The following is a 24,738-nucleotide window of genomic DNA, read 5'->3' as shown; positions in this document are numbered from 1 at the left end:
ATCAGTTGGCCGGCAGGATAGGGGTTGGCACATTGGTTTCATTGTCCGTCAGCGTCTCAAGAAAGGCGATCAGGTCCGATATCTCCTCTTCGGTGACGGGGAAACCCTCGATATCCGCCTGCCGGCCGATGTGCGCGGCGCCGCCGCTGGCGTAATGGCGGATGACGGTGCGCAGCGAGGGCTGCGAACCGTCATGCATGTAAGGCGCGCGCAGGGCAATGTTGCGCAGCCCCGGGGTCTTGAAGCGGAAATTCTCGGCCGGATCCTGCGGTGCCACCCCGCCGCGGCCGGGATCGCTGGTCTGCAGCCCGATGTCATGCAGCTGATTGTCGGTGAACATCCAGCCGGAATGGCAGGCGGTGCAGCCCGCCTTGCCGGTGAACAGCGCAAAGCCGCGTTTGGCAGCTTCCGGCAGGGCACCGGCCTCGCCCTCCACCCAGCGGTCAAAGACGGCCACGCCGCTGACGATAGTGCGCTGATAGGTGGCCAGCGCGGTCAGGATGGTGTCCTTGCGGATACCGCGGCCGGGAAACAGCCGTTCGAACCAGGCCTTGTAGTCGCTGACTGCCGACAGCCGCGCCACGATGCCGTCAAAGGTTGCGTTCATCTCGTCCGGCGCGGTGATCGGCCCGACCGCCTGTTCCTCCAGGCTGTCCGCGCGCCCGTCCCAGAACAGCGGTGTGATCCAGGCGGCATTCAGGATCGTCGGCGCATGGCGGCGCACCTGCGCATTGGCGGCACCGATTGCTTTGGGCACCGGGGTTTCCCAGCCGAAAGAGGGGTTGTGGCAGCTGGAGCAGCTGATGTTCTGCCCGCCCGACAGCCGCGGGTCGAAGAACAGCATCTTGCCCAGAGTGGCAACCTCCCGGCTGTAGGGGGCCGACGGCGGGAACGGAATGGTTGCGGGGCGGCGGAACGCCTCCAGCCCGGCGGGTTGCGCCAGGCTCTGGACAGCCCACAGCAGCAGTGCCGCAAATGCGGCAGCAGCAGCTTTCCACTGCATCCGGGATCTCCTCTTACCTTCCAGTGCCTAATTACCTGGAATGGCATTCTCTGAGAAGGCCGTTAAGATTTGGATTACGCGGGCGGAGGGGTTCCGCGGCCGGGCCTTGCTGCCGCATCCGGCGCGCCGGAGGCCCGCTTGGGTCCCAGCCGCGGGGTGACCAGCCAGGGGCCGACCCGCAGCGCCACCAGTGCAAACCCCGCGGTCCACAAGACCGCCGACAGGGTAATGCCGTCCCAGCCCGCGGCCAGGGACGCGGTCCCGGCAGCGCGCAGCACCGCGGCGCCCAGCACCAGCGCAAAGGCGGCGGTCAGCACAGGCCCCGCCACCAGCGCCCGGCCGCTGTGCCCCATGGCGGCACGCACCATCACTGCCAAGGTCATGCCGCCAACCGCACCGATGCCCAGGAAATGCACCGCCGCCGCGGGCGCCACCAATCCAAACGGCACCGCCCCGGCCGCAAGCAGGCCCGCAGGCACCATCGCAAAGGCCGCATGCAGCATGAACAGGAGCGGCTCCCGGATCGCGGCCAGACCGCGCCAGCGCGCCAGGCGCAGGGCCTGCAGCAGCCCGGCCGCCAGCAGCAGCGCGCCGGTGAGGGCCGCCCACGGCGCCAGCACCCAGGCCAGCAGCGCCGCGGCGCCCGCCGCCAGGCTGGCGGCATCAAACCGGCCAAACGGCGCGGGCATCCGCGAAACCGCCTGTTTTGCCAGCCAGTTGCGGGTGAAGCTGGGCACGATCCGCCCGCCGATCAGCAGGATCAGAAAGATCAGCATCGCAAGACCCAGGCGCCGCGACACATCCGCAACGCCTTCGGTCATGGCTTCGATATGGAACAGGGCATTGGCCAGCCCCAGCAGCACGACCGGCACCAGGACCTTGAGGTTGCGCCAGTTTTCACCAGCGATGATCTCCCGCGCGATCATCACTGCGACGGCGGCCAGAAAACTGCAATCCGCCGCCAGCACACCAAGCGGCGGCAGCCCCAGCCAGCCCGCCAGGGCGAAACGCCCCAGCAGCCACAGGCCCAGCAGCGCCGCCAGCGGCCAGCCGCGCGCCGGCATCCGCCCGGTCCAGTTCGGCACCGCGGTGAACAGGAACCCGGCCACCACCGCGGCGCCATAGCCAAAGATCATCTCGTGGCTGTGCCAGTCAGTTGCCAGGAACGGCCCGCTGTACTCCAGCTCTCCCTGCCAGATCAGCAGCCAAAGCGGCACCGCCAGCAAGGCAAAAAGGCAGGCCGCCAGAAAGAACGGCCTGAAGCCGAAGGACAGGAAGGCTGGGCCGTCGTAGTTTTGTCGCGCGCTCATGTTCGTCTCCGCCGTGCCCAGGCTGCGGCAGGCGGCCCGGCACCGGTTCAAGTGTCGTCATGCACAGCGTTATGCGGCATCCGCGGGCGGCGGACCTTGAGCTTCCTCAACATCGCCGCGCTTTTGTCCGCGGCGCAGCGCAGGCCGGCAGCCGGGCGGGCAGCACCGGAATGGGGCAGCTGACGGAAAAAGGCCCCGCACAAGCAGGGCCCAGGAACCATTTAACATCGGGCGGGACAAGAGGTGGCAAGGCGGCCCGGTGTTCGGGGGGAGCCGCCTTGCCGCGGCATCAGCCGGCCGTTGCCAGAAGGCCGGCTTCCGCCGCTGCCTGCACCTCGGCCAGATCCGCTTCGCCATCGGCATTGGCGTCGATGGTGGCAAAGGTTTCTGCGGTCAGATCCGGGAACGCGGCCTGCAGCTCTTCCAGCGAATAGGTGCCATTGCCGTCAGCATCGGCCTCGGTGATGGATTCCATCGCGGCCAGCGGCGAAGCGGCCAGAGCAGCAAAAGCGGCGGCGGTCAGCGCGAATTTTTTCATGTGAGACACTCCGTTCATGTGTTTGTTTCTTCCTGCGGCCACGGTGTTCCGTGTGCCGTGGCCTAGAGCTAGGACCTGCGCCGGCCCGCCGCTATCCCTTTGCAGCCAAGCGGCAATTTCCGGCGCTGCCCTGCCGGAACCGGGCGCCCGGCTCGGCATTTTGCCGCCCTGCGGGACGGCTGGTCCTTTCTCCGCTCAAGGGTCGGCGCCTATCCCGCAAGTTTCTGCCGGGGCGGGGGAAATCCGCACTGCGCCCCTTGTGCCAGGCCGCCTGCGCCCAGCAGGCCTGCACTTTCTGCGCCGCCCGCGTGGACAAGGCGCAATTGCCATCTAGGTTGCAAAGAGGTGTGTATAGGTGTGCGGCGGGTGTTGTGGCTGCGAGAATAGAAATTGTAACGGATCCCGAAGCGCTGGCGGCGCTGCAGCCTGCCTGGGCAGAGCTGCACCGCGCCTCCGGCGGCGGACCGTTTTCCTCGATGGACTGGATTCAGGCCTGGACCGCGGGTTTCGGCAACGGCGCCCACCCGCGGATCGGCTGCGTGTGGCGCGACGGGCAACTGGCGGCGGCGCTGCCGATGGGCGTCAGCCGGGCCCCCCTGTGGAAGGGCGGCCCCCGGCTGCGCAGGCTGTCGATGCTGTGCAGCGACCGGGCCGGGTTTCATGACGTGCTGGCAGCCCCGGGCCATGGCCAGGACGCTGCCGCGCTGATGCAAAGCCTGCTTGCGGCCCGTGACTGGCACCTGGCGGATCTGACCCCGATGCGGGCGGCGGGCGCCTATGGCCGGATCTGCGCCGCCACCGCCCAGGGGCGTCTGCGCAACCGCCAGCGCGGCGAAATCCGCGCCGGCGTCTGCCGCCACGACGACGGCTGGGAGGCCTGCCTGTCCCGCCGCAGCCGCGACTTCCGCAAATCCCTGCGCTCCGGCCGCCGGGCGCTGGCCAAGACTGATTTCCAGCTGCTGACCGCCACCGAACCGGGAGAGGCCGCAGACCGCATAATCGACGGCGCGCTGACCGTCTCTGCCCGCACCTGGAAGGCGCGCTTGGGCACCGACATCGGCACCGACGCCGGCACCCGCCAATTCTTTCAGACCTTGTGGCGGAACATGTCCGCCAGCGGCACCATGGCGGTGCATCTGCTGGTGATCGATGGCGTTGAGGCCGCCAGCTGCATCTGCCTGGAGGCGGGGGATACCTCCTATGGGCTGATTCTCGATTTCGACGAAAGCTTCCGCAAGATCTCGCCCGGGCGGATCATGGCTGCTACCTGCATTGAGACCGCGGCCGCCCGCGGCCTGCACTACACCAACATGCTGCGCTCGACGCCGTTCCTGGACCGGCTGGCGGATGATTTCGAAAGCTTCCAGCGCCTGCGCATCTGCCGCCGCTACGGCTACGCCGATCTGCTGCTGACCGCACAGGCGCTGCTGCGGCCGGTCGGGGCCAGGGCGCGCAAACTGAAACAGCTGCGCACGCGCAAACGGTCGGCCTATGTCAGCTGACCGGCAGGGAAGGGGAAAGACATGATCTGGGGAAACAACCGGGCACTGCACATGGCACGCAAGGCGGCGGGACTGGCCGTATTTCTCTGCGGTGCGGCCCTGCCTGCAGCGGCAAGCGAACTGGTGCTGGGGCCGGGCGATGAAATCAGCGTCTCGGTGCTGAACCGCGAGGATCTCAGCCGCACCTACAAGCTGCGCCAGAACGGCCATGTCTCGCTGCATCTGGCCGGCGAAGTCCGCGCCGAAGGCCTGACCGCCGCCCAGCTTGAACTCTGGCTCGAAGAGCAGCTGACCGAACGCACCGGCCTGCCGGCCTCGGTGGCGGTCAGCGTGTCCTCCTGGCGGCCTGTCTACGCGCTTGGCGATGTGGTGACCCCGGGTGAAATCGACTTCCGCGACGGGCTGACCGTCGGGCGCATCCTGGCGGTTTCCGGCGGCCTGTACCCGCGCGAAAGCGAAAGCGCCTCCAGCCAGCTTGACATCCGCATCGCCGACGAGCAGGCCCGCATCACCGTGCGCCGCTCCACCCTGGTCGAACTGCATTCCCGGCGGCTGCGGCTGCTGGCCGAAGAATCCGGCGCGGTGGAGATTGCACCGGATGCCCAGTTCGCGGCTCTGGCGGGCCCGGAATCCGACCAGCTGATGCGCGAGCAGATGGACATCCTGCGCAGCCGCCTCGACCGCGCCCAGGTGCGCGCCTCTTCGGCTCAGGCACAGGCGGCCCTGGCCGATCAGGAGGCCCAGGCGCTGGGCCGGCAGCAGGCCATCCTGCGCGAGCAGATCGAAACCAGCGCCAAGGCACTGGCCGATCTCGAGGGGCTGCTGGACCGCGGCCTGACCAGCACCGAACGGGTGCGCCAGCTGCGCACCATCTACAATGACGAGAACATCGAACTGATGCTGGCCGCCAGCTATGAAGCCCGCGCCCGCCAGAGCGAGGCCAGCCTGCTGTCCTCGATCGAGGACGCCTACCGGGTCCGCCGTGAGGAAATTGCCACCGAACTGTCCACCGTCATGACCAGCATCCGCGCCGAGGAGTCCGAGATCGAAGCCTCGCGCGAGCTGATCCGGGCGCTGTCGGCGGCGCTGGGCGAGGTGCCCGCGACCGGCCCGCTGCTGCCCGCCGAATACCGCATCCGCCGCAACACCCGCGCAGGCGAGGAAATCCTGCCGGCGGCGCTGGAAACCCGGGTGTTGCCCGGTGACCTGGTGGAGGTCCGCCGCGGCGGATTTGTGGAGCTGGAGCCCGGTTAAACACCCCGGAACGCATTAGGCCGTAGTTCCGCCGGGGTCACCGGCTGCGCGCAGTTGCGCTGCCGTCAGGGTCCGGGGCTGCTGCATCGGCTGGCGCCAGCAGCCCGCTGGCCAGGTTTTCAAACGCCCGCACCGCCGCCGCCGCCAGGTAAGGATCTGCCGCACGCCGTGCCTCCGCCTGACCTTGCCCGCCTCCCGGGCGGCTCAGCGCGTCCCGAATTGCCGCGGACAGGGCCTGCACATTGCCAGGCTCCACCAGCACCCCGAGCCTGCCGCCCTGCAGGATCGCTTCCGGCCCCAGGCAGCGGCTGGCAATCAGCGGCGTGCCTGCGGCCAGGGCCTCTACCGCCACATTGCCGAACCCCTCCCGCAAGGAGGGCAGCACCGCCAGCTCCGCCCGCGCGAAATCCCGCAGCAGATTGCCGGAATACCCCATCAGATGCACCCGCTCCGCTGCCCCCAGCTGCCGGGCAAGCTGCTCCAGCGCGCCCCGTTCCGGCCCTGAGCCGAAAATCAGCAGCTCGGCCTGCGGGTGGGTTTCCAGAACCTCGGCAAAGGCGCGGATCAGCACATCATGGCCCTTGTCCTTGATCAGCCGCCCCGCGGCCGCGATCCGGCCCGGCAGCCGTTCCGGCGGATCCGCCAGCAGCGCCGCCAGCTCCGCGCCGTCCAGCACCGGATTGGGCAGGCAGGCCAGCGGCGGTCCCGGCAGGTTCAGCGCGTTCCGCCAGCCGTCTCCGATCGCCTGCAACGGCACCGCCAACCGGTCCGCCCGCGGATACAGCATCCGGATCAGCCGCCGCCGCAGGCGCGGGTGGCGCGCCTTGGCCAGATATTTCTCTGCCGTGGTATGCTCCGAGATCACCAGCCTGGGCCGCCGCCGGGGCGGCAGCAGCAGCACCGCCAGCGCCGCCGACAGGTTCATCGCATTGGTGCCGCTGTACAGCAGATGCACCCGGTGCCGCCGCAGCAGCCGCGCCAGCGCCCAGGCCCGCGGCACCATGCCCTTGCCGCCGCAGCCCAGCACCGGAATATCTTCCGGCAAGCCTTGCAGCAGCTCGCCTTCGCAGCGGTTCAGGATCAGCAGCGGCGCCCAGCGGCTGCGGTCCAGATGGGTCAGCAGCGCACGCACCACCACCTCGATCCCGCCCGCCTTCAGATGCGGCAGGGCAAAGGCGATCCGCTGCGGCTGGCTGTCTGGCATGCTGCTTTCCCTGATCCCTTCGATCCTCACAGTACCCGCAGCAGCACGGGCTGCAAATTTCCGGGCCGGGCAGCGCCGCCGCCCTATATCATTCAGAAGTGTTGAGTTGAGAGTAGGTCTGCCATGAACATGCTCAAGTGCATCCCGCCGTTGCCGGCGCTTTTCCTTTTCGCTGCTTTCGCCGCAATGGCTCCGCAGCCTGCAGCAGCCGAAAGCGATGCCTGCACTCCGGACAGCCGCCACTGGGTGTTCGAGGCGGCAGAGAAGAACGGCGGCTTTGCCTTTGTGCAGCTGCAGCGGGGCGAGGCCGCCCAGGTGCAGGACCCGCTTCAGCCGGGCAACCGGGTGGCGCATCTGGTGGCGGGCCCCAAGAAACGGGGCAAAGTGGGCAAGGCCGATTATGTGCACCGCTTCGATCCCTTGCCCGCGGGCACCGTGATTTCAATGCAGGCCCGGATGTATTTCCCGCCCGAAACCCCGCTCAACAGCGTCATCCTGATGGATTTGGAATGCGCCTCCTGCGGGCTCGACACCAATCCCGGCATCCGTCTTTACCTGCGCAAGGGCCTGCTCAGGGTGGACCGCCGCAAAATCGGCATCAAGCAGCCGTTCTTCTCCACCGTGCCGCGGCTGCTGCAGTCCGGGATCTGGCACCAGATCACCTGGCAGGTCACGCTTGGCAAAGGCGATGAGGGGCACTCGCTGGTGATGTTGGACGGCGAGGTGATCAGCGATGCCCGCGGCACCACGATGCTGACGCAGGAGGTCGTCTCGCAGCACACCGACATTACGGTGCAGGAACAGGTCGACCGCTTCCAGGTCGGGCTCACCGCCAACTCCAACAAGCAGGCTGCGGGTATGTTCCTGGACGATGTCCGCTTCTGCCTGCTTTGACCTGCGCCGCAATAAACCTCCGGGCCGGCTGGCTGTTCCGCAATCTCTTCACGCAACCGCTTGATGAAGGGCCGCGCAGATCCGCTGCATGTCCGCAAGCCCCAGCCCGGCATGCACCGGCAGCCGCAGCACTGAGCGTTTCAGCTCCTGCGCCTCGGGATGCTCCGACAAATCCACCGCCGGATGGAACTGCCGCCAGAACCGTACAGATTGGATGCCCGCCGCTTGCAAGCGGTGATGCACCCGGCCGGCATCCGGCGTGAACAGCGGAAAGAATGCGGGGCAGGCGCCTGCGGGCAATTCCGGCAGCAAGGGGCGCATTCCCGCCCGCCGCGGCACGCCTGCCTGCAGTTCCAGATAGTTGCGCCGGTGTGCGGCACTGACGGCGGCAGCATCGGTGCCGCGCAGCAGCAGCCGGGTCAGCACGGACATCCGTCCGCCCATATCTGATGGCGCAATTCCGGCCCGGCTGTGCCAGCCTTCGGGCTGCCGCGGGCCAGGGCCGGCTGCGGCCACGGGCGCTGCCGCGGGCAGGCTCCGCCGCATCACCCCTTTGAAACCGGCCAGCACCGCCCGCAGCGGCGGTCGCTGCAGCCGCGCCAGCGCCCCGGGATCAGGACTGCGCAGCCATAGCGCGCCGCCATCAGGCAGCGGCAGCGTCTTGACCAGGCTGAACACCGCCATATCGCCCCGGCTGCCCAGCGGCACGCTGTCCGGAGTGCGGGAAAACAGCCCCAGCGCCACATCCTCGATCAGCAGTGCGCCATGCGCCCGGGCCAGCTCCTGCAGCGCCTCAACCGGCTGGCCATAGCCGAAATAGTGGATCGCATAGACTGCCGCGATGCGGCCCCCGGCCAATTGCCGCGCCACATCCTCCAGATCCGCGGTCAGGTCCGGGTTCAGCCGGTAGAGCGCCACCCGCAGCCCGGCTGCCAGCACCGCATCAGCCTCAGAGCCGCAGTGCCAGGCCGGCAACAGCACTGCCGCGCCTTTGGGCAGCCCCAGCGCCCGCAGCCCCTCGCGGATGGCAAAGCGGCCGTTGCGGGTCAGGTGGGTGGCGGCATTGTCGAACGGAAACGGCAGCGCCGCGCCGGGCAGCCGCAGCCGCAATGGCGGCGACTTCCGGATCAAGGCGGCAGCACTCATGCGGTGCCCCGCCGCAGCGCCTTGCGCAGCACACCGCGAACGCGGGCCAGCTCCGGCACCTTCAGCACCGTTGCCACTGCCGCAAAGGCCAGCCCGCCGCAGGCCGCCGACAGAACCGCGACCGACAGCACTTCCAGCCGCCCGGCCAGCTCGCGCGCGGCCGCCGCCTGCACCATCCAGACCGCCGCCGCCGCCCCGGCAGAGGCCAGCGCCATGGCCGCAAACGGTCCCGCCTCGCGCAGCCGCACCGGGGCGCCGATGGCCTGCACCAGCCGCAGGTAGAGAACGATCAGCAGCGCCGACATCGCCGCCAGCGAGGCCAGCGGCACCGCCAGCACGCCCAGGACCGGCAGCAGCAGCCAGTTCAATCCCACCCGCACCGCCAGCGACACCGCAATACCGGTGAAGATGATCTTCAGATGCGGTGCCCCGGGGTCGGCAAACAGGGCAGAGGCCAGCGTCCCCAAGAGCGCATTCACCACCAGCAGCGGCGCCAGCAGCGCAATGATGCTGGCGGTTTGCTGCACCGCCCAGGGTTCAAAGGCGCCATGCCCCAGCAGCACCGAGACCGCCGGGCGGTTCAGCATGAACAGCGCCACCGCGGCGGGCATCACAAACAGCAAAGTCGCCCGCATCGCATCCTGCACGCTCTTGCGGAAGGCATCCTGGCGGCCGCGGGCCAGGTGGCTGGCAAACTCGGTGTAATAGACAATGATCACGCTGCTGGTCACCACACCCGGCGCCATATTGGTCATCCGCTGGGCAAACTCCAGCGTGGCGACACTGCCTGCCCCGGTGAGCGAGGCCATCGCCATGTCGATCCAGCCGGCGCCGAACAGGTGAAACTGCGCCAGCAGCATGGCCCAGATCCGGCTGCGCGAATAGGGCAGCTGACTGCCGCTGCTGTCCGGCTGCGGCCTCCAGTCCTGCGCCAGCGCCCGGCGGATGCAGACCGCAAAGAAACAGGCCATCGCCACGGTTCCGGCAGCAATCGCCAGCGCCACCGCGCCCAGCCCGAAGGCAAAGACCGGCACCAGCGCCAGCGCCGCTGCGGCGCAGGCCCGCGGCAGCAGCCGCGCAATCACCGGCAGCCGGAACAGCCGCAGCGCATTCAGCACCGCTCCGGCCAGCGCCGTGGCCGCCGACAGCGGCAGCACCGCCAGCAGGATCCGCAGGTACACCGTGGCACTGGCATGCTGCTCTAGGCTGAAACCGGGCGCCAGCAGCCGGGTGAGCGCGGGGGCAAAAACAAAAGCGGCGGCGCAGAGCACCGCCGCCGCCAGCAGGATCTGCCAGCTGCGTTTGCGCAGGTGCCTGGCCAGCACCTGCAGCCCCTCGGTTTCGGCCATCCGCACCATCGGCGGCACCTGCAGGAACTGCAGGGTCCGCTCCAGTCCGGCGGCAATGTTCGAGACCACGCGGCGGGCCAGGAAAAACGCATCCGACGACGCTCCGGCACCAAAAAGATTGGCAATTGCCAGCGCAATTGCCAGGCTTAGCGCCATTCCGATGGATTTCCAGAACGTCACCGAAATAATGCTGCGCAGGGTTCCATTCTGTTTCATGCGCAGCGCTTTCCGGCGTCCTCAAAAATCTGCTCCAGCTATTCAGTTTAGCGCCCTTCTCCGGGGCGGCCATTAAAATGTTTTATTTTTTCCAAAGCGTGCCCGAGCGGCCATGGGCAAGAGGATGGAGAATTTTATGTTTTATTGAATTTCAAAGACTTGACGGGTGGTAACCCCTTCGGCGTATGCCGCTTGGCCAATTGACACGAATCACCCTGTTCCGTTCCATCGTATGCGGGGGATGACGCAGCTGCTGCCGGGCTATTGTTGAAAGCGCGGTGAATTAGCCTGCGAAATACATTCGTACATACTGGGAATTGTATAGGGGGATACAATGAACCGGGTTTTTGTTCGCGGCTCAGCCGGGGGGGCTGATGGCGCGAAATCTATAAATGGCGAAAGATCTGTACCGTCCAGGCCGGCTGTTTCAGCGGCCAGGCCGCATGGGAGAGCGAACGAGGGACCGCAGGACAGGCCGCAGAGCCGCCCAGGCACCGGGGACAGAACCGGGGACAGACCGGAAACAGCAAACAGGCCGGAGACCGGAGCCGGGCGCGCCGCCGCGCCGCGCGGGCTGCTGAGCGGTGCCGAGCTGCGCACCGGCTACGCGCCGGGCAATCCGCTGTTCGACGCCATTCTCAACCGCGGCCTGGCGCTTGTGCTGCTGCCGCTGGTCAGCCCGCTGATGCTGCTGATCATCCTGCTGCAGAAGGCGCTGGTGCGGGGGCCGGTGTTCTATGCCGGGCCGCGGCTGGGCAAGGACCGCAAGGAGTTCAACATCCTCAAGTTCCGCACCCTCAGCTTCAAGGCAGGCACCGTCACCCGCGACCGCACCCTGCCGCGCCGCTCGATGACGGAGACCCGCATGGGCATCTACCTGCGCCGTTCGCGGCTGGATGAGCTGCCGCAGCTGATCAACATCCTGCGCGGCGACATGGTGTTCTTCGGGCCGCGCCCGATCCGCCCGGAAATCGAAGATGTCTACCGCAAGGAGGCGCCGGGCTATGAGGAGCGTTTCCGCATCCGCCCCGGGCTGGTCGGCTTTGCCCAGGCGCTGATGACCCATGAAACCCCCAAGGCCCTGCGCGCCCGCTTCAACCGCATGTGCTGCCGCACGCCGATCCGCTATGGCGCCGCAGTCAGCTTTCTCGCCTATGTCGGCTTCTGCGTCCTGCGCAAGTCCATCCGCCTTGCCGTCTGCGGCCTCACCGCCCAGTTCCGGCCGCTGGCCGAACACCGGTGGCTGCGGGCCGGTTTCAACTGCCCGCCGGACAGCCGGGTCGAGCTTGACGAAGGCAACAGCACCCATATCGGCGCCATCTGCGGCATCTCCGACGAAGTGCTGCAGTTCGTCTCGACCCGCCCGTTCCCGCAGGGCGAGCACTTCGTGATGCTGACCCGCAAGCGCCGCTCCGGCCGGGTCTGCCGCCTCAAGGTGCGGGCCAGGATCGAACACAGCGAACCGGTGGGCATCGGGCAAAGCGGCTTTGCCAATTTCGCCACCTATTCGACCACCTCCCTCGCGTCCCGGCATTTCGTCGAGAGGTACCTGCTGCAGTCTTCGGTGATTTCCTCATGACCTGGCAGGGGCGGCAGCGGGGGGCAGCCGCCCGTGCTGGATCCGAAGGGCGCAAACCGGCGCATCCTGCACCGCGGGCCTTGCAGCCCCGCGCCCTGGGGAGGATGCGGCCATGACCGCGCATTACCGGCAGCTTCTGGGGTATTACCGGGTAATGATCCTGGTGGCGTTCGTTGCGCTGGTGGGCGGCACTGCGGGGCTCAGCACCTTCTTCCTGCATGTGGCGCCGATCTATTCCAGCTCCGCCAAGGTTTCGCTGCTGCCGACCCAGACAGAGCTCGCCTACAGCCAGACCTTTGTGCGCTCCACCACCATCAACCCGGCCAATCTGCTGACCCAGACCCATGTCGAATACCTGCTCAGCCGCGAGATCTCCGCCAAGACGGTGGACCGGCTGCGGCAGGAAATGCCGCGCGGCCCCGCCTCTGCCCAGCAGGACACCGGCGCGCCGCCCAGCCTGACGGAGCAGATCGCCCAGCGGTTCCACAGCTTCCGGCGCAATTTCCGGCGTATCTACAACACCATGAACTCCGGCAAGCATGTGCCGCTGGACCCGCTGACCGATGCGGTGCTGTCGCTGCAGGACTCCATCGAGGTCGAGATGGTCGAGGGCACCTACATCATGGAGATCAAGGTGAGCCGGGACCGGCCGGCCGTCGCTGCGCTGGCCGCCAACCTGCTGGCAGAGGAATATGTCGCCCATCTGCGGGCCCAGGCCGATGCCGCCTCGCGCCAGCTGGAGGCCGTCCTGCGCCAGGAAATCGCCAAGGGCGACGGCAACTTCACTGAGCTTGAGGACCAGATCAACGCGCTGCGGCTGGCCCGCGCCAACAACTTCGCCATGCTGCGGGTGATCGATCCGGCGGTGGTGCCGATCTATCCCAGTTTCCCCAAGGTGATTGTCTTCACGGTGTTTTCCATTGTTGGCTGGGTGATGATCTCGGCCTTTCTGGTGATCAGCGCCGACACGTTCTCCAGCACCATCAAGACCGAAAGCGACCTGCAGCGGCTGTTCGGGCCGCGGGCGCTGGGCACCGTTCCGCTGCGGCGGCCCAGGCGGGCCAAGCTTGCGCAGCTGGCCAAAGCGATGAACCTGCAATGCAACGCAATGCCCTGCCAGGGCGCCGTCACGGCGCTGGGCAGCGATGAGGAGTCCCGCCGCCTGACCGCGGTGATCGAGGTGGCGATGCGCCGCCTCAAGGGCTGGCAGAAGCTCAAGGTGCGGCGCCTCGAAGGGACCGGAGCCGCGGCGCAGGACCAGGCCGGCAGCGCCGCGCTGCAGGCCGTCCCCGCAGGCGGCAGCAGCCGCCCGGTGATCCAGCTCGGCCGCCCGCTGGCGGGACGCGCCGGGGCGGCGCCGAGCAATGGCGTCAAGGTGACCGATCTGGGCGGTGCCGGCGAAAGCTTCTCGATGAGCAAGGCCTGCGGCTTCAACTGGGTGGTGATCGGCATCCGCCCGGGCGCTGTCACCGAAGAGGCGCTGCAGGGCACCGCGGCGCGGCTGCGCGAGCAGGGGGTGGAGAATGTTTTTGGCGTGTTTCTGAAAGGCTGACAGGAGGTTACCGGGGCGTGCGGCTGCACAAGACATCCTTAACCAGCCTCAGTCCGGCGGCGCGCAGGGGGCGCGGCTGCGGGCCTGGCCAATCCGGGCGCAAGGCGGAACGGCGCCGGGCGCTGCTGCTCTGGGCTGCCGGCAGCGCCGCGGTCCTGCTGTTTTGGCTGGCTGTCCCCGCGGGGACATGGCCGCGCTGGTGCGGCCTGCCGGCACTGGCAGCCTGGCTGTGGATCGCCGACGGCTGGATGCGGCGGCCGGGCGGCGTGCCCTGCCTGACCTGGCACAGCGTCAGCGCCGATGCCTCCTGGCTGCCCTGGGCCTCGGAGACCTCGGTGCGGCCGGAAACCCTGGACCGCCAGCTGGCGCTGCTGCGGCAGATGGGATGCAGCGTCATGGACAGCCGCGAGTTCATCCGCCGCCGCCGCGCCGGCGCGCCGGTCCCGGCGGGGACGGTGCTGCTGCACTTCGATGACGGCTATCTCGACAATTGGGTTGCGGCGGCGCCGGTCCTGCGCCGCCACGGCATGTGCGCCACTCTGTTTGTCTCGCTGGAATTCGCCGCCCCGGAGCGCCCCGCACCGCAAAGCCTGGACGACACGCCGCGGCCATCCCGCTGGGACGGCTACCTCAGCTGGGGCGAGATCCGGGCGCTGGACCGGCCCGGGCCGGACAAGGTGTTTGATGTGCAGCCGCATGGGATCGACCACATCCGGGTGCCGGTCGGCCCGCGCGCGGTCGGCCGCCTCACCCGCGGCAACTGGAAACGCCATGCCTGGATGCAATGGGCCGCCATGCGCGGCAGCAAGCACGACTGGTACCAAGCCGAAAAACCGCCCGCTGTCCCCGCGGGGACAGCCATCCCGGAAAGCGACGCGGCGCTGGCCGCGCCGGCCTTCACCGAAGGGCGGCTTGAGAGCGAGGCGGAATACGCAGCCCGCGTCCGTGCCGAACTGGCCCGCTGCCGGACCGAGTTCAAGGCCCGCCTGGGCAAGGTGCCGGAGCTGTTCTGCTGGCCGCAGAACCGGACCTCGGGCCTGGCCCGCCGGATCGCTGTGGAAGAAGGCTACACCGCCACCACCGCCGGCCGGGGCAGCAACCGCGCAGGCGAGGACCCGTCGGTGATCAGCCGGGTGCATGCGGGCGAGAACGCCGCGGGGTTCCGCAGCGCGCGGCTGGATGCCTGGCACTTCCGCGCCACCGTGCGCTGTTTCCAGGGCAACCACTACTGGTATCTGCTGATCCTGGCCGCGGGGCTGAGCAAGGCGTTGCACAAACGCCTGAAACGGCGCCCGCTGCGCAGGCAACAGCGCCGGGGGGCGCGGGCGGCATGATCTGGCGGCTGACCGGATACCTGCTGCTGACCGGCACCCTTGGCTTTCTGGCCTTGCTGCTGATTGCCTTCTCGCTGGTCTCGATGAAAATGGGCGCGGCCTTGGTGCCGGGCCTCGCCGTGGGCGGGCTGGTCACCCTCAACCCCTTTGCGGCGCTGATGCTGCTGGTCACCTTTGCCCATCTCGACGCGCTCGCCAGCATCCTGTCCAACGCGCTGCCGCTCTCGGCCTTCAAGCTGCTGACTGTGGCGGCGCTGGGCGGGCTGATGCTGCAAGGCTACCGCAAACCGCGGCACCTGCGGCTGGGGCCGCGCAGCCGCACCAAGTCGCTGGTGATGCTGTTCCTGCTTTGGCTGGGGATTTCCTTTCTCACCTGCGAATACCCCACGGAGGGCAAGGACCACGTGATCGGCTTCGCCAGCGTGATTGTGCTGTTTTTCCTGATTGTGGCGCTGGCCGACACCCCGCGCCGCCTGCGCTGCCTGATCTGGATCCTTGTCGGCACCGGGCTGGTCTCGGGGCTGTTTGTGCTGGCCGAAAGCTTCCTGGGGGTGCGGCTGGTGGCCACCGAGGAAGCCGCCACCAGCGCCCAGTTCGAGGGCCAGGCCCGCAGCGCCGGCGCCTCCAATTACAACCCGACGACGGCGGCGCATATGCTGCTGTGCACCGTCGTGGTTGCCGCCGTTTTATTCTTTGAACACAAACCCTTGCGCTGGTTCAGCGGGGCTGTGGTGCTGGTCGGCACCGCCGGGCTGGTGCTTACGCTGGCGCGTTCGGCAGCAATTGCCTTTGCGCTGATTGCGCTGGTCTATATGTGGCAGAACCGCGGGCACCGGATGTTCCCGCTGCTGCTGATGGCAATGGCCGCCGCCGGCGCCGCTGCGCTGCCCTTTGTGCCGGAAGTCTACTGGGAGCGGATGGGCACGATGTTTGAACAGGGCTCTGACCGGACCCTGCTGCGGCGGTTCTCCTACAACCTGATCGGCCTGCAGCTGTTGTGGGAGAACCCGGTGTTCGGCGTCGGTCCCGGCAACTATCCGCAATTCTATGCGGGCGATGAATTCCGCTGGTATCCGGGGCGCGAGCCTGCGCCGCGGCAGTTGCACAACAGCTATCTGGAGGTCGCCGCCGAACTGGGGCTGATCGGCCTGGCCCTGTTCCTGGGCGTGATGCTCAGCGCCCTGAACGCGGCAGTTCAGGCCGCCCGGGCGGGCATTCCGGGGCTGTCGGTTTTTGCCAGGGCGCTGGCCTATGGCTTCGCCGCTTTTTTGATCGCATCGCTGTTCATGCCCAACGAGGACACTAAATTCATGTGGATCCTGCCTGCGCTTTGTGTGGCGGCACGGCATCTGAGCCTTGGGGAAGGCACCGGCAGCGGCACAGCAGACACGGGCCACGAGGGGCATGGCCAAGAGGGGCATAGCCAGGAGGGACCTGGCCAAGCGGCGCCAGAGGCCCCGGGCCGGGCAGGCAGCAGGGATGGGGGGATCTGACATGCGGCTGGCGGTGATCGTCACGGAATATCCGAAATTCACCGAAACATTCATCCTGCGGGATGTGATGAAATTCATCGAGTTCGGCGCCGAGGTGCGGCTGTACCACCTGGCGCCCTACAACACCTCGGAAGTGCTGCATGACTTTGCCAAGCCGACCAAGGCCATCGCGCGCCATGTCGGGCTGGTCAGCCCGCGTACCCTGGCCAGCTTCGGCGCCCGGCTGGGCAGCATGGCGGGGCCGCTGGCGCTGATCGGGGCGCAGCAGGGCGGCAAGCCGGGGCTGGCGGGAAAATCCGCGGTGGTCTCGGTTGCGGCCAGCGCCATCGCCCGCGAGCTGGCGGAGTGGGGTGCCGACCATGTGCACGCGGAGTTCGCAGGCCATCCGGCCACTGCCGCCTGGGTGATCCACCGGCTGACCGGCATCCCCTATTCGGTGAGCTGCCGGGCGCATGACATTTTCCGCACCCAGCGGCTGCTGGCCGAAAAGCTGGGCGAGGCGTCGTTTGTGCGCACCATCAGCAATTACGGCCGCGATTTCCTGGCCAGCCACGTGCGCGGCCTGCGCGCGGACGAGATCCAGGTGATCCATTCCAGCGTTGATGTGGAGGCCATTCCGCAGCTTGGTCCGCCGCCGCAGAAAGGGCCGTTCCATGTGGTTTATGTGGGCTCCCTGCAGGTGCGCAAGGGGGTCGACCTTCTACTGCGGGCGCTGGCGGCGCTGGAGATTCCGGACTGGTGCTGCTCGCTGGCGGGCGACGGGCCCGAGCGCGCGGCACTGGAGGCGCTGGCGGCAGAGCTGGGGCTGGGGGAGCGGGTATCCTTCCTCGGCAAACAGGATTTTGCGGCCGTGAGCCGGCTCTATGAAAGCGCCAATGTGATTGCGGCGCCGTCGGTGATCGGCCCCTCGGGGCGTACCGAAGGCATCCCGAATGTGGCGATCGAGGGGCTGGCGTTCCAGCGGCCGGTGATCTCGACCAATGTGTCCGGCATCCCCGAACTGATCCGCCCCGGCCAGACCGGTTTCCTGATCGAGCCGGGCTCGGTTCCCGAGCTGCTTTACGCGCTGGAGGCCGTGCATGCGGATCCCGGCGGCGCCTACGCTATTGCCCGGCAGGGGCGGGCGCTGGTGGAGGAGGAGTTCTCGCTTCAGATCAATGCGCAGCGGCAGTTCAACCTGTTCCGGGCGTTTTCGGCAGCCGCGATGGGGAGGGCGGCGGAATGATCCTGCTGTTCTGGGTTTGCGCCGGGCTGATTGCCTTTTCGCTGCTTGGCTACGGGGGGCTGTGGTTCTTGCTGGCGGCTGTGGCCGGGCGCCGGGCGCCGCTGCCGCCAGAGCAGCCGGTGCGGGCCACCGTGCTGATTGCCGCGCGCAACGAAGAAGCCGCGATCCGCGCCAAGCTGGAAACCATTCTGGCGCAGGACTGCGGGCCGCATTGGGTAGATGTGCTGGTGGTCTCTGACGGCTCCGAAGACGGGACGCTGGCGCAGGCGCTGTCGCTGAACAGCCCGCGGATCCGCGCCTTTCAGACGCCGGGGCACGGCGGCAAGGCGCAGGCGCTGACAGCAGGGCTGGCACGGATCGAGTCGGATGTGGTGATTTTCTCGGATGCCAACAGCATGCTGGCGCCAGGCGCCTTGCGGCATCTGCTGGCGCCTTTTGCCGCGCCGGAAACCGGCGGCGTTTGCGGGCGGCTGCAGCCGCAGCGCAAGAGCGGCCGCGGCGGCTGGCTGGCGCGGGCGGAGCGGCTGTTCTGGTCTTATGATTTAAGCCTCAAGGCGGCGGAACACCGGCTGGGCGGCGCGGTCTCGGCGCAGGGCACGCTCTATGCGATGCGGCGCGATCTGGTGCCGGGGCGGGTGCCTGGTGACGTCGCGGATGATTTTTATATCTCGGTGCAGGCCCCGGCGCAGCATTGCCGCCTGGTGTTTGAGCCGCGCGCGGTGGCGCAGGAGGCGGTCACCAGCCACACCGGGGATGAGTTCATGCGGCGGGTGCGCTCGACCGAGCGCGGCTGGCGCGGTCTGATGCGGATGCGGCGGCTGATGAACCCCGGCCGCTACGGGCTGTATGCGCTGCAGCTGATGTTCCACAAGGGCTTGCGGCGGCTGGTGGCCTTCCTGCTGCCGGTGCTGCTGCTGCTGAGCCTGGCGGCGGCGGCAGAGCGGGGCGGCATCTATACCGCGGCGCTGCTGGCGCAGCTGGCCGTTTATGGCATCGGCGCCGGTTCGCTGCTGCTGCCGCCGCTGGCCCGGCTGCCGGGGTCGGGGCTGTGCCGGTTCTTCGTGATGGGCCATGCAGCGATGGGCTTTGGCATCCTGCGGGCGATGGCCGGAGTGCGCAGCGTGCGCTGGGCGCCGGCCCGGAGGATGGCGGATGAATAGCTGCGCGGCCATCCAAAGTGCGCCCAAGGCGGCGCTGGAGGTCCGGGTGCTGACCAGCTGGGCGGACCTGGCCGCGCGCGAGGCGCAGTGGCGCGCGATGCATGACAGCTGCCGCGGGCGGCTCTATTCCTCCTTCGACTGGCTGGCGGCGCAGCAGGCGGGTTTCGGGGTGCCGGGGCGGCTGCGGGTTTTCACCGTCTGGCGCGGTGCGGATATGGTGGCGGCGGCGCCGATGTGCCTGATGCGCAAGCGGTTCAGCAAGCTGCTGCCGCTTTACCGGCCGCGGGTCCTGTCCGGCTGGGTTTGCAGCTACACCGGCTTTTTCGAGTTTCTGGCCACCAGCCGCGACACTCTGCGGGCGCTGCTGGATGCGGTCTGCCGCGCAGCACCCCGGGGCGGGATCGAGCTGCCTGCCTTCCGGCTTTGCACCCGTGATGCCTTTACCACCCGCTGCCTGCGGCTGGGCGGACTGGACCTGTGGCAGGACCAAGAACAGGGCGCCTCGATTGCCGAGAACCTGTGTGATTGGGACAGCTATTGCCAGACCCGCAGCCGGTCGTTCCGCAAGAAGGTCCGCGTCAGCAAGCGCGAATTGCAGCGGGCAGGTGCCGAGGTTGAGGCGTTCCAGGCGGCGGCCGCGGTGCCGGTGCAGCGGATGCTGGCCCTGTCCGGGCGCTCCTGGAAGCAGCGGACCGGGACCGGGATCGCGGCCCTGCGCGGCGGCGACATCTTCCTGAGAGAGCTGTGGACGCGGTTTGCCGCCCGGGACAATGGCAGCCTGGTGCTGATCCGGGCCGGCGGGGCCGACATTGCCTCCTTCTGCGCGGTGCGCTGCCAGGACACCTGGTACAGCGTGTTCTCCGAGTTTGACGAAGCCCATGCCGGCCTGGCTCCGGGCCGGGCCAGCCTGTATCAGGGTCTGCAGCAGCTGATTGCGCGGGGGCGGCCGGCGCGGTGGAATTCGGCCGCCGGACGCATTTCCTGAAAGATTTCGAAACCGGGTCATTCCGGGTCCGGCGCTTGCGCGGGGTGCCGCGGGGCAGCGGCGCCTTTTGGCTGCTCAAGCTGGAGGATGAGCTGCGCATGCTGACCGGTCTGCGGGGCATGCTGCCGCGCAAGACGCTGCGCCGGGCGGATGTAACGCATCAGGGAGACGGGGAGGCATGACCATGCTGCACAAGCTGCATTGCGACACCTCCGGCCTGCGGGTCCGGGTGCACGGCAGCCTGACGCCCAAGTCAGAGCGGCGGCTGCGGGACTTTCTGGAAAACTGCCCGTCAGCCAGCTGGCTGCAATGCCCTGAATTCACCCGGCGCTGCCCGCCGCCGGGCCGCCACCGCTATGTGATGCTGAGCGCAACGGAACGCCATGGCCGGGTGGAGGGTTTCGGCCTGGCCCGGCTGTCGCGGCTGATGCCCGGGCGTTACCTGGCCAGCTTCCGCCGCGGCCCGGTGACCCGCTCGCCTGGGGATCTGGCGCGGATCCTGCCCGGATTTGCGGCGCGGCTGCGGCAGATGGGCTGCTGCTCAATGCAGTTGAACCCGCGATGGAGCGGCGCCGGGGAGGTGGCGGAGGTCACCGGCATCCTGCAGAAGGCCGGGGCCCGGCAGCTGCCTGCCGGCGAGCAATCGCTGCATGCGGCGACGGCGCTGGTCAGCCTGCGCGGCAGCCCGGACGAGCTGATGGGGCGGCTGAAACAGCGCTGCCGGCGGCAGATTCGCAAGGCGGCCAAGGCGGGGCTGGAGGTGCGCCCGGCCGCAACCGAGGCACAGGCGCAGGCCTTTGGCGCCTTGATGCGGGAGTTTTTCAAGGCCCGCGGCCTGGGGCTGGAATTGGTGCCGCCAGTGGAGCGGCAATGGGCCATGACCCGCGAGCGCGGCGCCTTTCTGCTGGCCTGGCAGCAGGACCGGCTGATGGGCGGCCATGTGATGATCGGCGACGGCGACCGGGCGTTCTGGCTGGTGCTGGCCCGGGCCGAAGGGCAGCGGGCGGCGGCCCCGGCCGGGTATCCGCTGGTCTGGGAGGCGCTGAAACTGGCGCAAGCGCAGGGGTTTGCCGCCTATGACATGGCCGGAGCGCCAGCGGACGCGGATGCGGCCGGCGCCGGGGCCCGCAACCGGGATCAGTTCAAATCGGCCTTCAATCCGGATGTGACACCGCTGGTGCCGGCCCATGTGCTGCCGCTGCGCCAGCCGGATCATGCGGTGCTGTTCAGCCTGCGCCAGCAGGCGCGCAGCCTGCGCACGGCCTGGAGGCAGCGATGACAGCGCACCCGCCCGTTCCGGTGTTCGTGCTGGGGCTGCAGCGCAGCGGCACCACGCTGGCGGCCAATCTGCTGGCAGCGCAGCCGGGCGTCGCCGCTGTGGCGGCCAGGCATCACCAGGGGGTGCATGAGAGCGTGTTCTTCTCGCATTTCGCACCCTCGCTGGAGCCCTGGCCCGGCCCCGGCTTCCGCGCCGCAGCAGCCCGGAGCTTTTTGCAGAGCGAATATTATCAACTCAGCGGCCTGGGCCTTGAATGGGGCAGGCAGGCCGCCGAGGCCGCCGCTGCCCCGGCGGCGCTGTTTTGCAGCATGATGGAGGCGCTGGCGCGGCGGCAGGATGCGGCTGCCTGGGTCGAGAAATCTCCGCATCACACGTTGCTGGCGGCCGGGATTGCTGCGCAGGTGCCAGAAGCGCGGTTCCTGTGCGTGATGCGTGAAACCCGCGGTTTCCTGCGGTCGCGGCTGTGGTCCTATGGCCGCCAGCCGCCGCCCTATCCGAGGCGCGCGGCGCTGGTGGCGCGGGCCTGCGCCTCCAATGTGTTCCACCGCCGCTATATGCGCAGCCTGCCCGGGATCCTGGGCCGGGACCGGGTGTTTCTGACCGATTTCGAAACCCTGCGCGCGGCACCGGGCACCGCGCTGGCGCCGCTGCTGGCTGAGATCGGCCTGAAACCGGGACGGCTGCGGGCGCCGGACTATGCGGCGAACTCCAGCTTTGCCAGCCCGGGCCAGCGGCGCCGGGCGCTGACCCGGCTCGATTGCGCGCTGGCGCAGGCGGCGGAGCAGGCGGCAGAAGCGGTGCCGCAGGTGCTTCTGCAGCGCATGCAGCGCCATCTGGCCCGGCGCCGCCCGCGCGCCTTTCCGCATTGGGTATGGGCCGGGGAGGCCGGCGCCCCGGCGGCCCGCTGCCGATTGAACCAGCCGGATTGAGAGGCCGCCGATGAAACACCCTTTGAGAGTGGAAATTGCCGGCAGCCCCGAAGAGCTGGAAGCGCTGGAGCGGCAATTGGAGCTGCTGGCCAAATCCTGCGGTGCCGGGGCGTTTGACCGGCCCGGGTTTTTCCTGCCCTGGGTGCGGGCTGCGGCCGCCACCGGCCAGCGGCCTGCTTGCCTCTGCCTGTTCCGCGGCAGCGAATTGACCGGGTTCCTGCCGGTTTTCTTCCGCTGCGACCGCAAGGCCTTGCTGGCGCAGCGGGGCCGGTTTCCGGAGTTTGGCTCCTCGCCGTCCTTCGATTTGCTGCTGGCGCCCTCGGAGGATGAACGCGAGGCCTGCGCGCTGCTGGCGCAGGCGCTTGACCGGCAGACCTGGCTGGATCTGACCTTTGCCAGCCTGCCGGAAGGCAACCGCCTGGCGCGCTGCCTGCCGCAGGTGTTCCAGCAGCGGGGGCTTCAGGTGCGCAGCCGGCCCGGACAAAGCTACTACATGGTCGACGGCTTCAAGGACAGCGCAACCTATCTGGCGCAGATGAAAGGCCGCAACCGGCGCAACTGGAAACGCAAGGAACGCCACCTGCGCGAGGCCTGCGACATCCACCATTTCACCCATGAGAACGACTATGAGGCTTGCCTGCCGATGATGCGGGAGGTGCTGGAAAACAGCTGGAAGTTCGATGGCCGGATGCGCAACATCGGCCTGCCGCTATACGAAGACCAGATACGGGGCACGGCCCGGGACGGGACGCTGGGGATCTGGTTTTCCTGCCTGAAGGGCAAGCCGATGGCCTTTGCCTATGAGCTGGTCGATCCGGGCGGCCATCACGGGTATTTCATGGCCTATAACCCGGATTTCGCCGCATTCGGTGCCGGTGGCGCCTTGGCATTCATGGCGATCCTGAACTGTCTGGAAAGCGGTCATTCCAGATATGATTTCTGGGCGACGCGGGGGCATTTGAGCCAATTGGCAACCTGCAGCCGCACAACCACGGTCCTGGAAGTCCGCCGCACCGGCGTGCTGCCCCGCCTGCGGCTGGCGGCGGCAGAGCAGATCCGGGCGGCGCGGCATAGGCTGAAGGCGGAAAATCCCCGCCCGCGTGCCTGAGCCGCGGACGGGGATGTGCTTGTGTCCGGCCCGGCGCATCCGGGCCGGTCCGGTCTGACAGAGGGATCAGCCCAGGATGAAGTCGCTGGAGGACAGCTCGGCGTAAGTGATCCCTTCCAGCAGCAGCGAGTCGGCGCCGTGGGTGATCAGCACGCCATTATCGCCGTCCTGCTGGACCCGCAGCGCGCCCAGTTCCGATGCATCGAATTCCAGCATCACCTTGTCGGTGCCCGCAATGAAGTCGGCTGCAACGTCGCCGCCGCTGCCGGCGCCAAACACGAAGATGTCCTTTTCCAGGCCGCCATACAGTTTGTCGTCGCCCTTGCCGCCCTTGAGCGTGTCTTCGCCCTTGCCGCCCTTGAGCGTGTCCTTGCCGGAACTGCCGTACAGCTTGTCATCGCCGAGGCCGCCCTTGAGCGTGTCATAGCCCTTGCCGCCGTTGAGCGTGTCGTTGCCGACGTTGCCGTACAGCTCATCCTTGTTGACGCCGCCGTACAGGGTGTCGTCGTTCTGGCCGCCGCGCAGGGTGTCATTGCCGTCGCCGCCGCGCAGCACGTCGTCGTTGTTGTTGCCTTTCAGGCTGTCGTTGCCGCCAAAGCCCTGGATGTCGTCCTTGGTGCCGTTGCCCGACAGAACATCCGCACCGTCGGTGCCGGTAATCTCGTTCATGCCGTTGCCGCCGCCGGGGGCCGGGTCGACCGGATCGGGATCAACCGGATCAGGATCGACCGGATCGGGATCGGGATCGACCGGCGGCTGGTTGGGGTCGATCTCGTTCACATAGACCGGGTTGGCCTCGGTGCCGGTGCGGTAGATCTCTTCGGCGAACTGCAGCGAGTCCAGCGGGTCCAGACGGTAATAGCTGTCGTTGGCGGTGCCAGGCAGATCGGTGCTCACCTCGATGTTGCGCACTGCCAGTGCGGCGTCATAGTCGTTGACGTTGGCGGTCAGGCCGACCTGCACCGTGTCGATCCAGGAGTTCGACGAGGTGGTATCGACGGTCTGGCCGTTTTCATCAACAACCTTCTTGCCGTCCAGGTACAGTTTCACTTCACCGTCGTTGCCGCGGCCCGGGCGCAGTTCCACCTTCAGCGAGTACCAGCGGCCGGTCTCCAGCTCGTCCATGTCGGCCGGCCACAGTTCCTTGATGCCGATCTTGCCGCGCTCAACGCGGATGATGCCGTCGCGGACCTGGATGCGGACACCGGGGTTGAAGCCGCTGCTGGCGGCTTTGCTTTCGATGTCGGCCAGGTAGATGTGGCTGGTGGGCATCCCGTCGGGGATCATGAAGTCGAACTCAGCGGTGACCACGCCGGAATTGTCGGTGGTGTTGATCGCGGTGCTGTAGGTCGATTTGCCGACTTTGGAACCTGCGGAGCCTGCCCGCATCAGGGTGACATTGCCGTCGTCGGAGATGTCGATCCGGCCATCTTGCAGCTGGATGAGCGTCTCTGCGTCGACGCGTTTGTAGTCGGTCTGGTACATGCCTGTTACCTCATACTTTGCACATTGCACTGTTGCGCTTCTTGTGGACTTGAGACGTGCCCGAAAGAAAGCCGCCGGAGCGGCCGGTTCCGGCGGCACAGCGGGAACCTGCCAAGCGGCAGCGGCAGAGTTGGTGAAATTTTGCTGAAAATTCCCCTCAAACCGGCAACTGAAGCGGATCAGCGTCAGGATA

General features: G+C 68.0%; 21 protein-coding genes. 14 read left to right on the top strand and 7 right to left on the bottom strand.

The window, feature by feature from the left end; genetic code table 11:
* Position 1: 1 nt before the first annotated feature.
* The 3 genes from ACXAEH_RS10665 to ACXAEH_RS10655 all read right to left on the bottom strand — a co-directional run bounded on the left by ACXAEH_RS10665 (position 2) and on the right by ACXAEH_RS10655 (position 2,851).
* Positions 2 to 1,003 carry a cytochrome-c peroxidase gene (locus tag ACXAEH_RS10665; RefSeq protein ID WP_475032629.1) on the bottom strand — a complete coding sequence of 334 codons (1,002 nt, stop codon included), beginning with the start codon at positions 1,001 to 1,003 and terminating at the stop codon, positions 2 to 4.
* Between the two features lie 74 nt (positions 1,004 to 1,077).
* A complete protein-coding gene (locus tag ACXAEH_RS10660; protein ID WP_475032628.1) occupies positions 1,078 to 2,313 on the bottom strand; it encodes an NnrS family protein in 1,236 nt (411 codons plus the stop codon).
* 289 nt (positions 2,314 to 2,602) lie between these two features.
* A complete protein-coding gene (locus tag ACXAEH_RS10655; protein WP_039131296.1) occupies positions 2,603 to 2,851 on the bottom strand; it encodes an EF-hand domain-containing protein in 249 nt (82 codons plus the stop codon).
* A gap of 371 nt (positions 2,852 to 3,222) precedes the next feature.
* On the opposite strand from ACXAEH_RS10655, the gene ACXAEH_RS10650 reads away from it, so the two are divergent.
* Positions 3,223 to 4,353, top strand: coding sequence for a GNAT family N-acetyltransferase (locus ACXAEH_RS10650; RefSeq protein WP_475032627.1), 1,131 nt, complete (start codon positions 3,223 to 3,225; stop codon positions 4,351 to 4,353).
* 21 nt (positions 4,354 to 4,374) lie between these two features.
* Positions 4,375 to 5,607, top strand: a complete 1,233-nt coding sequence (locus ACXAEH_RS10645) for a polysaccharide biosynthesis/export family protein (protein WP_475032625.1) — start codon at positions 4,375 to 4,377, stop codon at positions 5,605 to 5,607.
* 37 nt (positions 5,608 to 5,644) lie between these two features.
* Here ACXAEH_RS10645 and ACXAEH_RS10640 read toward each other — a convergent pair whose 3' ends face one another.
* Positions 5,645 to 6,811 carry a glycosyltransferase gene (locus ACXAEH_RS10640; protein WP_475032623.1) on the bottom strand — a complete coding sequence of 389 codons (1,167 nt, stop codon included), beginning with the start codon at positions 6,809 to 6,811 and terminating at the stop codon, positions 5,645 to 5,647.
* 186 nt (positions 6,812 to 6,997) lie between these two features.
* Between ACXAEH_RS10640 and ACXAEH_RS10635 the strand changes: the two genes are divergently transcribed.
* Positions 6,998 to 7,705, top strand: a complete 708-nt coding sequence (locus ACXAEH_RS10635; RefSeq protein ID WP_475032621.1) for a polysaccharide lyase family protein — start codon at positions 6,998 to 7,000, stop codon at positions 7,703 to 7,705.
* A gap of 48 nt (positions 7,706 to 7,753) precedes the next feature.
* Here ACXAEH_RS10635 and ACXAEH_RS10630 read toward each other — a convergent pair whose 3' ends face one another.
* Both ACXAEH_RS10630 and murJ read right to left on the bottom strand, forming a co-directional pair.
* Positions 7,754 to 8,851: a DegT/DnrJ/EryC1/StrS family aminotransferase gene (locus ACXAEH_RS10630; protein ID WP_475032619.1), complete on the bottom strand. Its 1,098-nt coding sequence runs from the start codon at positions 8,849 to 8,851 to the stop codon at positions 7,754 to 7,756.
* On the bottom strand, positions 8,848 to 10,416 hold the full coding sequence (murJ, locus tag ACXAEH_RS10625) for a murein biosynthesis integral membrane protein MurJ (RefSeq protein WP_475032617.1): 1,569 nt from the start codon (positions 10,414 to 10,416) through the stop codon (positions 8,848 to 8,850). Before murJ ends, ACXAEH_RS10630 begins: the two co-directional genes overlap by 4 nt.
* Positions 10,417 to 10,750: 334 nt before the next feature.
* Here murJ and ACXAEH_RS10620 point away from each other — a divergent pair, with 334 nt between their 5' ends.
* The 11 genes from ACXAEH_RS10620 (at position 10,751) to ACXAEH_RS10570 (ending at position 23,060) form a co-directional block, all read left to right on the top strand.
* Positions 10,751 to 11,995 (top strand): sugar transferase, encoded by a 1,245-nt coding sequence (locus ACXAEH_RS10620; RefSeq protein WP_475032616.1) that lies wholly within the window; start codon positions 10,751 to 10,753, stop codon positions 11,993 to 11,995.
* 112 nt (positions 11,996 to 12,107) lie between these two features.
* A complete protein-coding gene (locus tag ACXAEH_RS10615; RefSeq protein ID WP_475032615.1) occupies positions 12,108 to 13,547 on the top strand; it encodes a hypothetical protein in 1,440 nt (479 codons plus the stop codon).
* Between the two features lie 17 nt (positions 13,548 to 13,564).
* Positions 13,565 to 14,881, top strand: a complete 1,317-nt coding sequence (locus tag ACXAEH_RS10610; RefSeq protein ID WP_475032613.1) for a polysaccharide deacetylase family protein — start codon at positions 13,565 to 13,567, stop codon at positions 14,879 to 14,881.
* Positions 14,878 to 16,374: an O-antigen ligase family protein gene (locus ACXAEH_RS10605; protein ID WP_475032612.1), complete on the top strand. Its 1,497-nt coding sequence runs from the start codon at positions 14,878 to 14,880 to the stop codon at positions 16,372 to 16,374. The genes ACXAEH_RS10610 and ACXAEH_RS10605 overlap by 4 nt, the downstream gene beginning before the upstream one ends.
* Positions 16,361 to 17,599: a glycosyltransferase family 4 protein gene (locus tag ACXAEH_RS10600; protein ID WP_475032610.1), complete on the top strand. Its 1,239-nt coding sequence runs from the start codon at positions 16,361 to 16,363 to the stop codon at positions 17,597 to 17,599. The genes ACXAEH_RS10605 and ACXAEH_RS10600 overlap by 14 nt, the downstream gene beginning before the upstream one ends.
* Positions 17,596 to 18,759, top strand: a complete 1,164-nt coding sequence (locus ACXAEH_RS10595; RefSeq protein ID WP_475032608.1) for a glycosyltransferase — start codon at positions 17,596 to 17,598, stop codon at positions 18,757 to 18,759. Before ACXAEH_RS10600 ends, ACXAEH_RS10595 begins: the two co-directional genes overlap by 4 nt.
* Entirely contained in the window at positions 18,752 to 19,744 is a 993-nt protein-coding gene (locus ACXAEH_RS10590) for a GNAT family N-acetyltransferase (RefSeq protein WP_475032607.1), read from the top strand. Before ACXAEH_RS10595 ends, ACXAEH_RS10590 begins: the two co-directional genes overlap by 8 nt.
* Entirely contained in the window at positions 19,714 to 19,926 is a 213-nt protein-coding gene (locus tag ACXAEH_RS10585; RefSeq protein ID WP_475032605.1) for a hypothetical protein, read from the top strand. The genes ACXAEH_RS10590 and ACXAEH_RS10585 overlap by 31 nt, the downstream gene beginning before the upstream one ends.
* Positions 19,923 to 21,023, top strand: coding sequence for a GNAT family N-acetyltransferase (locus ACXAEH_RS10580; protein WP_475032604.1), 1,101 nt, complete (start codon positions 19,923 to 19,925; stop codon positions 21,021 to 21,023). Before ACXAEH_RS10585 ends, ACXAEH_RS10580 begins: the two co-directional genes overlap by 4 nt.
* Entirely contained in the window at positions 21,020 to 21,952 is a 933-nt protein-coding gene (locus ACXAEH_RS10575; RefSeq protein WP_475032602.1) for a sulfotransferase, read from the top strand. Before ACXAEH_RS10580 ends, ACXAEH_RS10575 begins: the two co-directional genes overlap by 4 nt.
* Positions 21,953 to 21,962: 10 nt before the next feature.
* The gene (locus ACXAEH_RS10570; protein ID WP_475032601.1) at positions 21,963 to 23,060 is read left to right on the top strand and encodes a GNAT family N-acetyltransferase; all 1,098 of its coding nucleotides are present in this window, start codon (positions 21,963 to 21,965) and stop codon (positions 23,058 to 23,060) included.
* Positions 23,061 to 23,126: 66 nt separating this feature from the next.
* Here the strand turns inward: ACXAEH_RS10570 and ACXAEH_RS10565 are convergent, their stop codons facing one another.
* Positions 23,127 to 24,545 (bottom strand): hypothetical protein, encoded by a 1,419-nt coding sequence (locus tag ACXAEH_RS10565; RefSeq protein WP_475032599.1) that lies wholly within the window; start codon positions 24,543 to 24,545, stop codon positions 23,127 to 23,129.
* Positions 24,546 to 24,738: the final 193 nt, after the last annotated feature.

The organism is Leisingera sp. ABM4_060 (genome assembly GCF_056158765.1).
The sequence above is the reverse complement of the archived record's forward strand: the minus strand, read 5'-3'. Positions and strand labels throughout refer to the sequence as shown.

Excerpts from the sequence above, each read along its gene's own strand:
- ACXAEH_RS10665 (WP_475032629.1), bottom strand. The coding sequence starts at position 1,003 with ATGCAGTGGAAAGCTGCTGCTGCCGCATTTGCGGCACTGCTGCTGTGG.
- ACXAEH_RS10660 (WP_475032628.1), bottom strand. The coding sequence starts at position 2,313 with ATGAGCGCGCGACAAAACTACGACGGCCCAGCCTTCCTGTCCTTCGGC.
- ACXAEH_RS10655 (WP_039131296.1), bottom strand. The coding sequence starts at position 2,851 with ATGAAAAAATTCGCGCTGACCGCCGCCGCTTTTGCTGCTCTGGCCGCT.
- ACXAEH_RS10645 (WP_475032625.1), top strand. The coding sequence starts at position 4,375 with ATGATCTGGGGAAACAACCGGGCACTGCACATGGCACGCAAGGCGGCG.
- ACXAEH_RS10640 (WP_475032623.1), bottom strand. The coding sequence starts at position 6,811 with ATGCCAGACAGCCAGCCGCAGCGGATCGCCTTTGCCCTGCCGCATCTG.
- ACXAEH_RS10635 (WP_475032621.1), top strand. The coding sequence starts at position 6,998 with ATGGCTCCGCAGCCTGCAGCAGCCGAAAGCGATGCCTGCACTCCGGAC.
- ACXAEH_RS10630 (WP_475032619.1), bottom strand. The coding sequence starts at position 8,851 with ATGAGTGCTGCCGCCTTGATCCGGAAGTCGCCGCCATTGCGGCTGCGG.
- murJ (WP_475032617.1), bottom strand. The coding sequence starts at position 10,416 with ATGAAACAGAATGGAACCCTGCGCAGCATTATTTCGGTGACGTTCTGG.
- ACXAEH_RS10620 (WP_475032616.1), top strand. The coding sequence starts at position 10,751 with ATGAACCGGGTTTTTGTTCGCGGCTCAGCCGGGGGGGCTGATGGCGCG.
- ACXAEH_RS10615 (WP_475032615.1), top strand. The coding sequence starts at position 12,108 with ATGACCGCGCATTACCGGCAGCTTCTGGGGTATTACCGGGTAATGATC.
- ACXAEH_RS10605 (WP_475032612.1), top strand. The coding sequence starts at position 14,878 with ATGATCTGGCGGCTGACCGGATACCTGCTGCTGACCGGCACCCTTGGC.
- ACXAEH_RS10600 (WP_475032610.1), top strand. The coding sequence starts at position 16,361 with ATGGGGGGATCTGACATGCGGCTGGCGGTGATCGTCACGGAATATCCG.
- ACXAEH_RS10595 (WP_475032608.1), top strand. The coding sequence starts at position 17,596 with ATGATCCTGCTGTTCTGGGTTTGCGCCGGGCTGATTGCCTTTTCGCTG.
- ACXAEH_RS10590 (WP_475032607.1), top strand. The coding sequence starts at position 18,752 with ATGAATAGCTGCGCGGCCATCCAAAGTGCGCCCAAGGCGGCGCTGGAG.
- ACXAEH_RS10580 (WP_475032604.1), top strand. The coding sequence starts at position 19,923 with ATGACCATGCTGCACAAGCTGCATTGCGACACCTCCGGCCTGCGGGTC.
- ACXAEH_RS10575 (WP_475032602.1), top strand. The coding sequence starts at position 21,020 with ATGACAGCGCACCCGCCCGTTCCGGTGTTCGTGCTGGGGCTGCAGCGC.
- ACXAEH_RS10570 (WP_475032601.1), top strand. The coding sequence starts at position 21,963 with ATGAAACACCCTTTGAGAGTGGAAATTGCCGGCAGCCCCGAAGAGCTG.
- ACXAEH_RS10565 (WP_475032599.1), bottom strand. The coding sequence starts at position 24,545 with ATGTACCAGACCGACTACAAACGCGTCGACGCAGAGACGCTCATCCAG.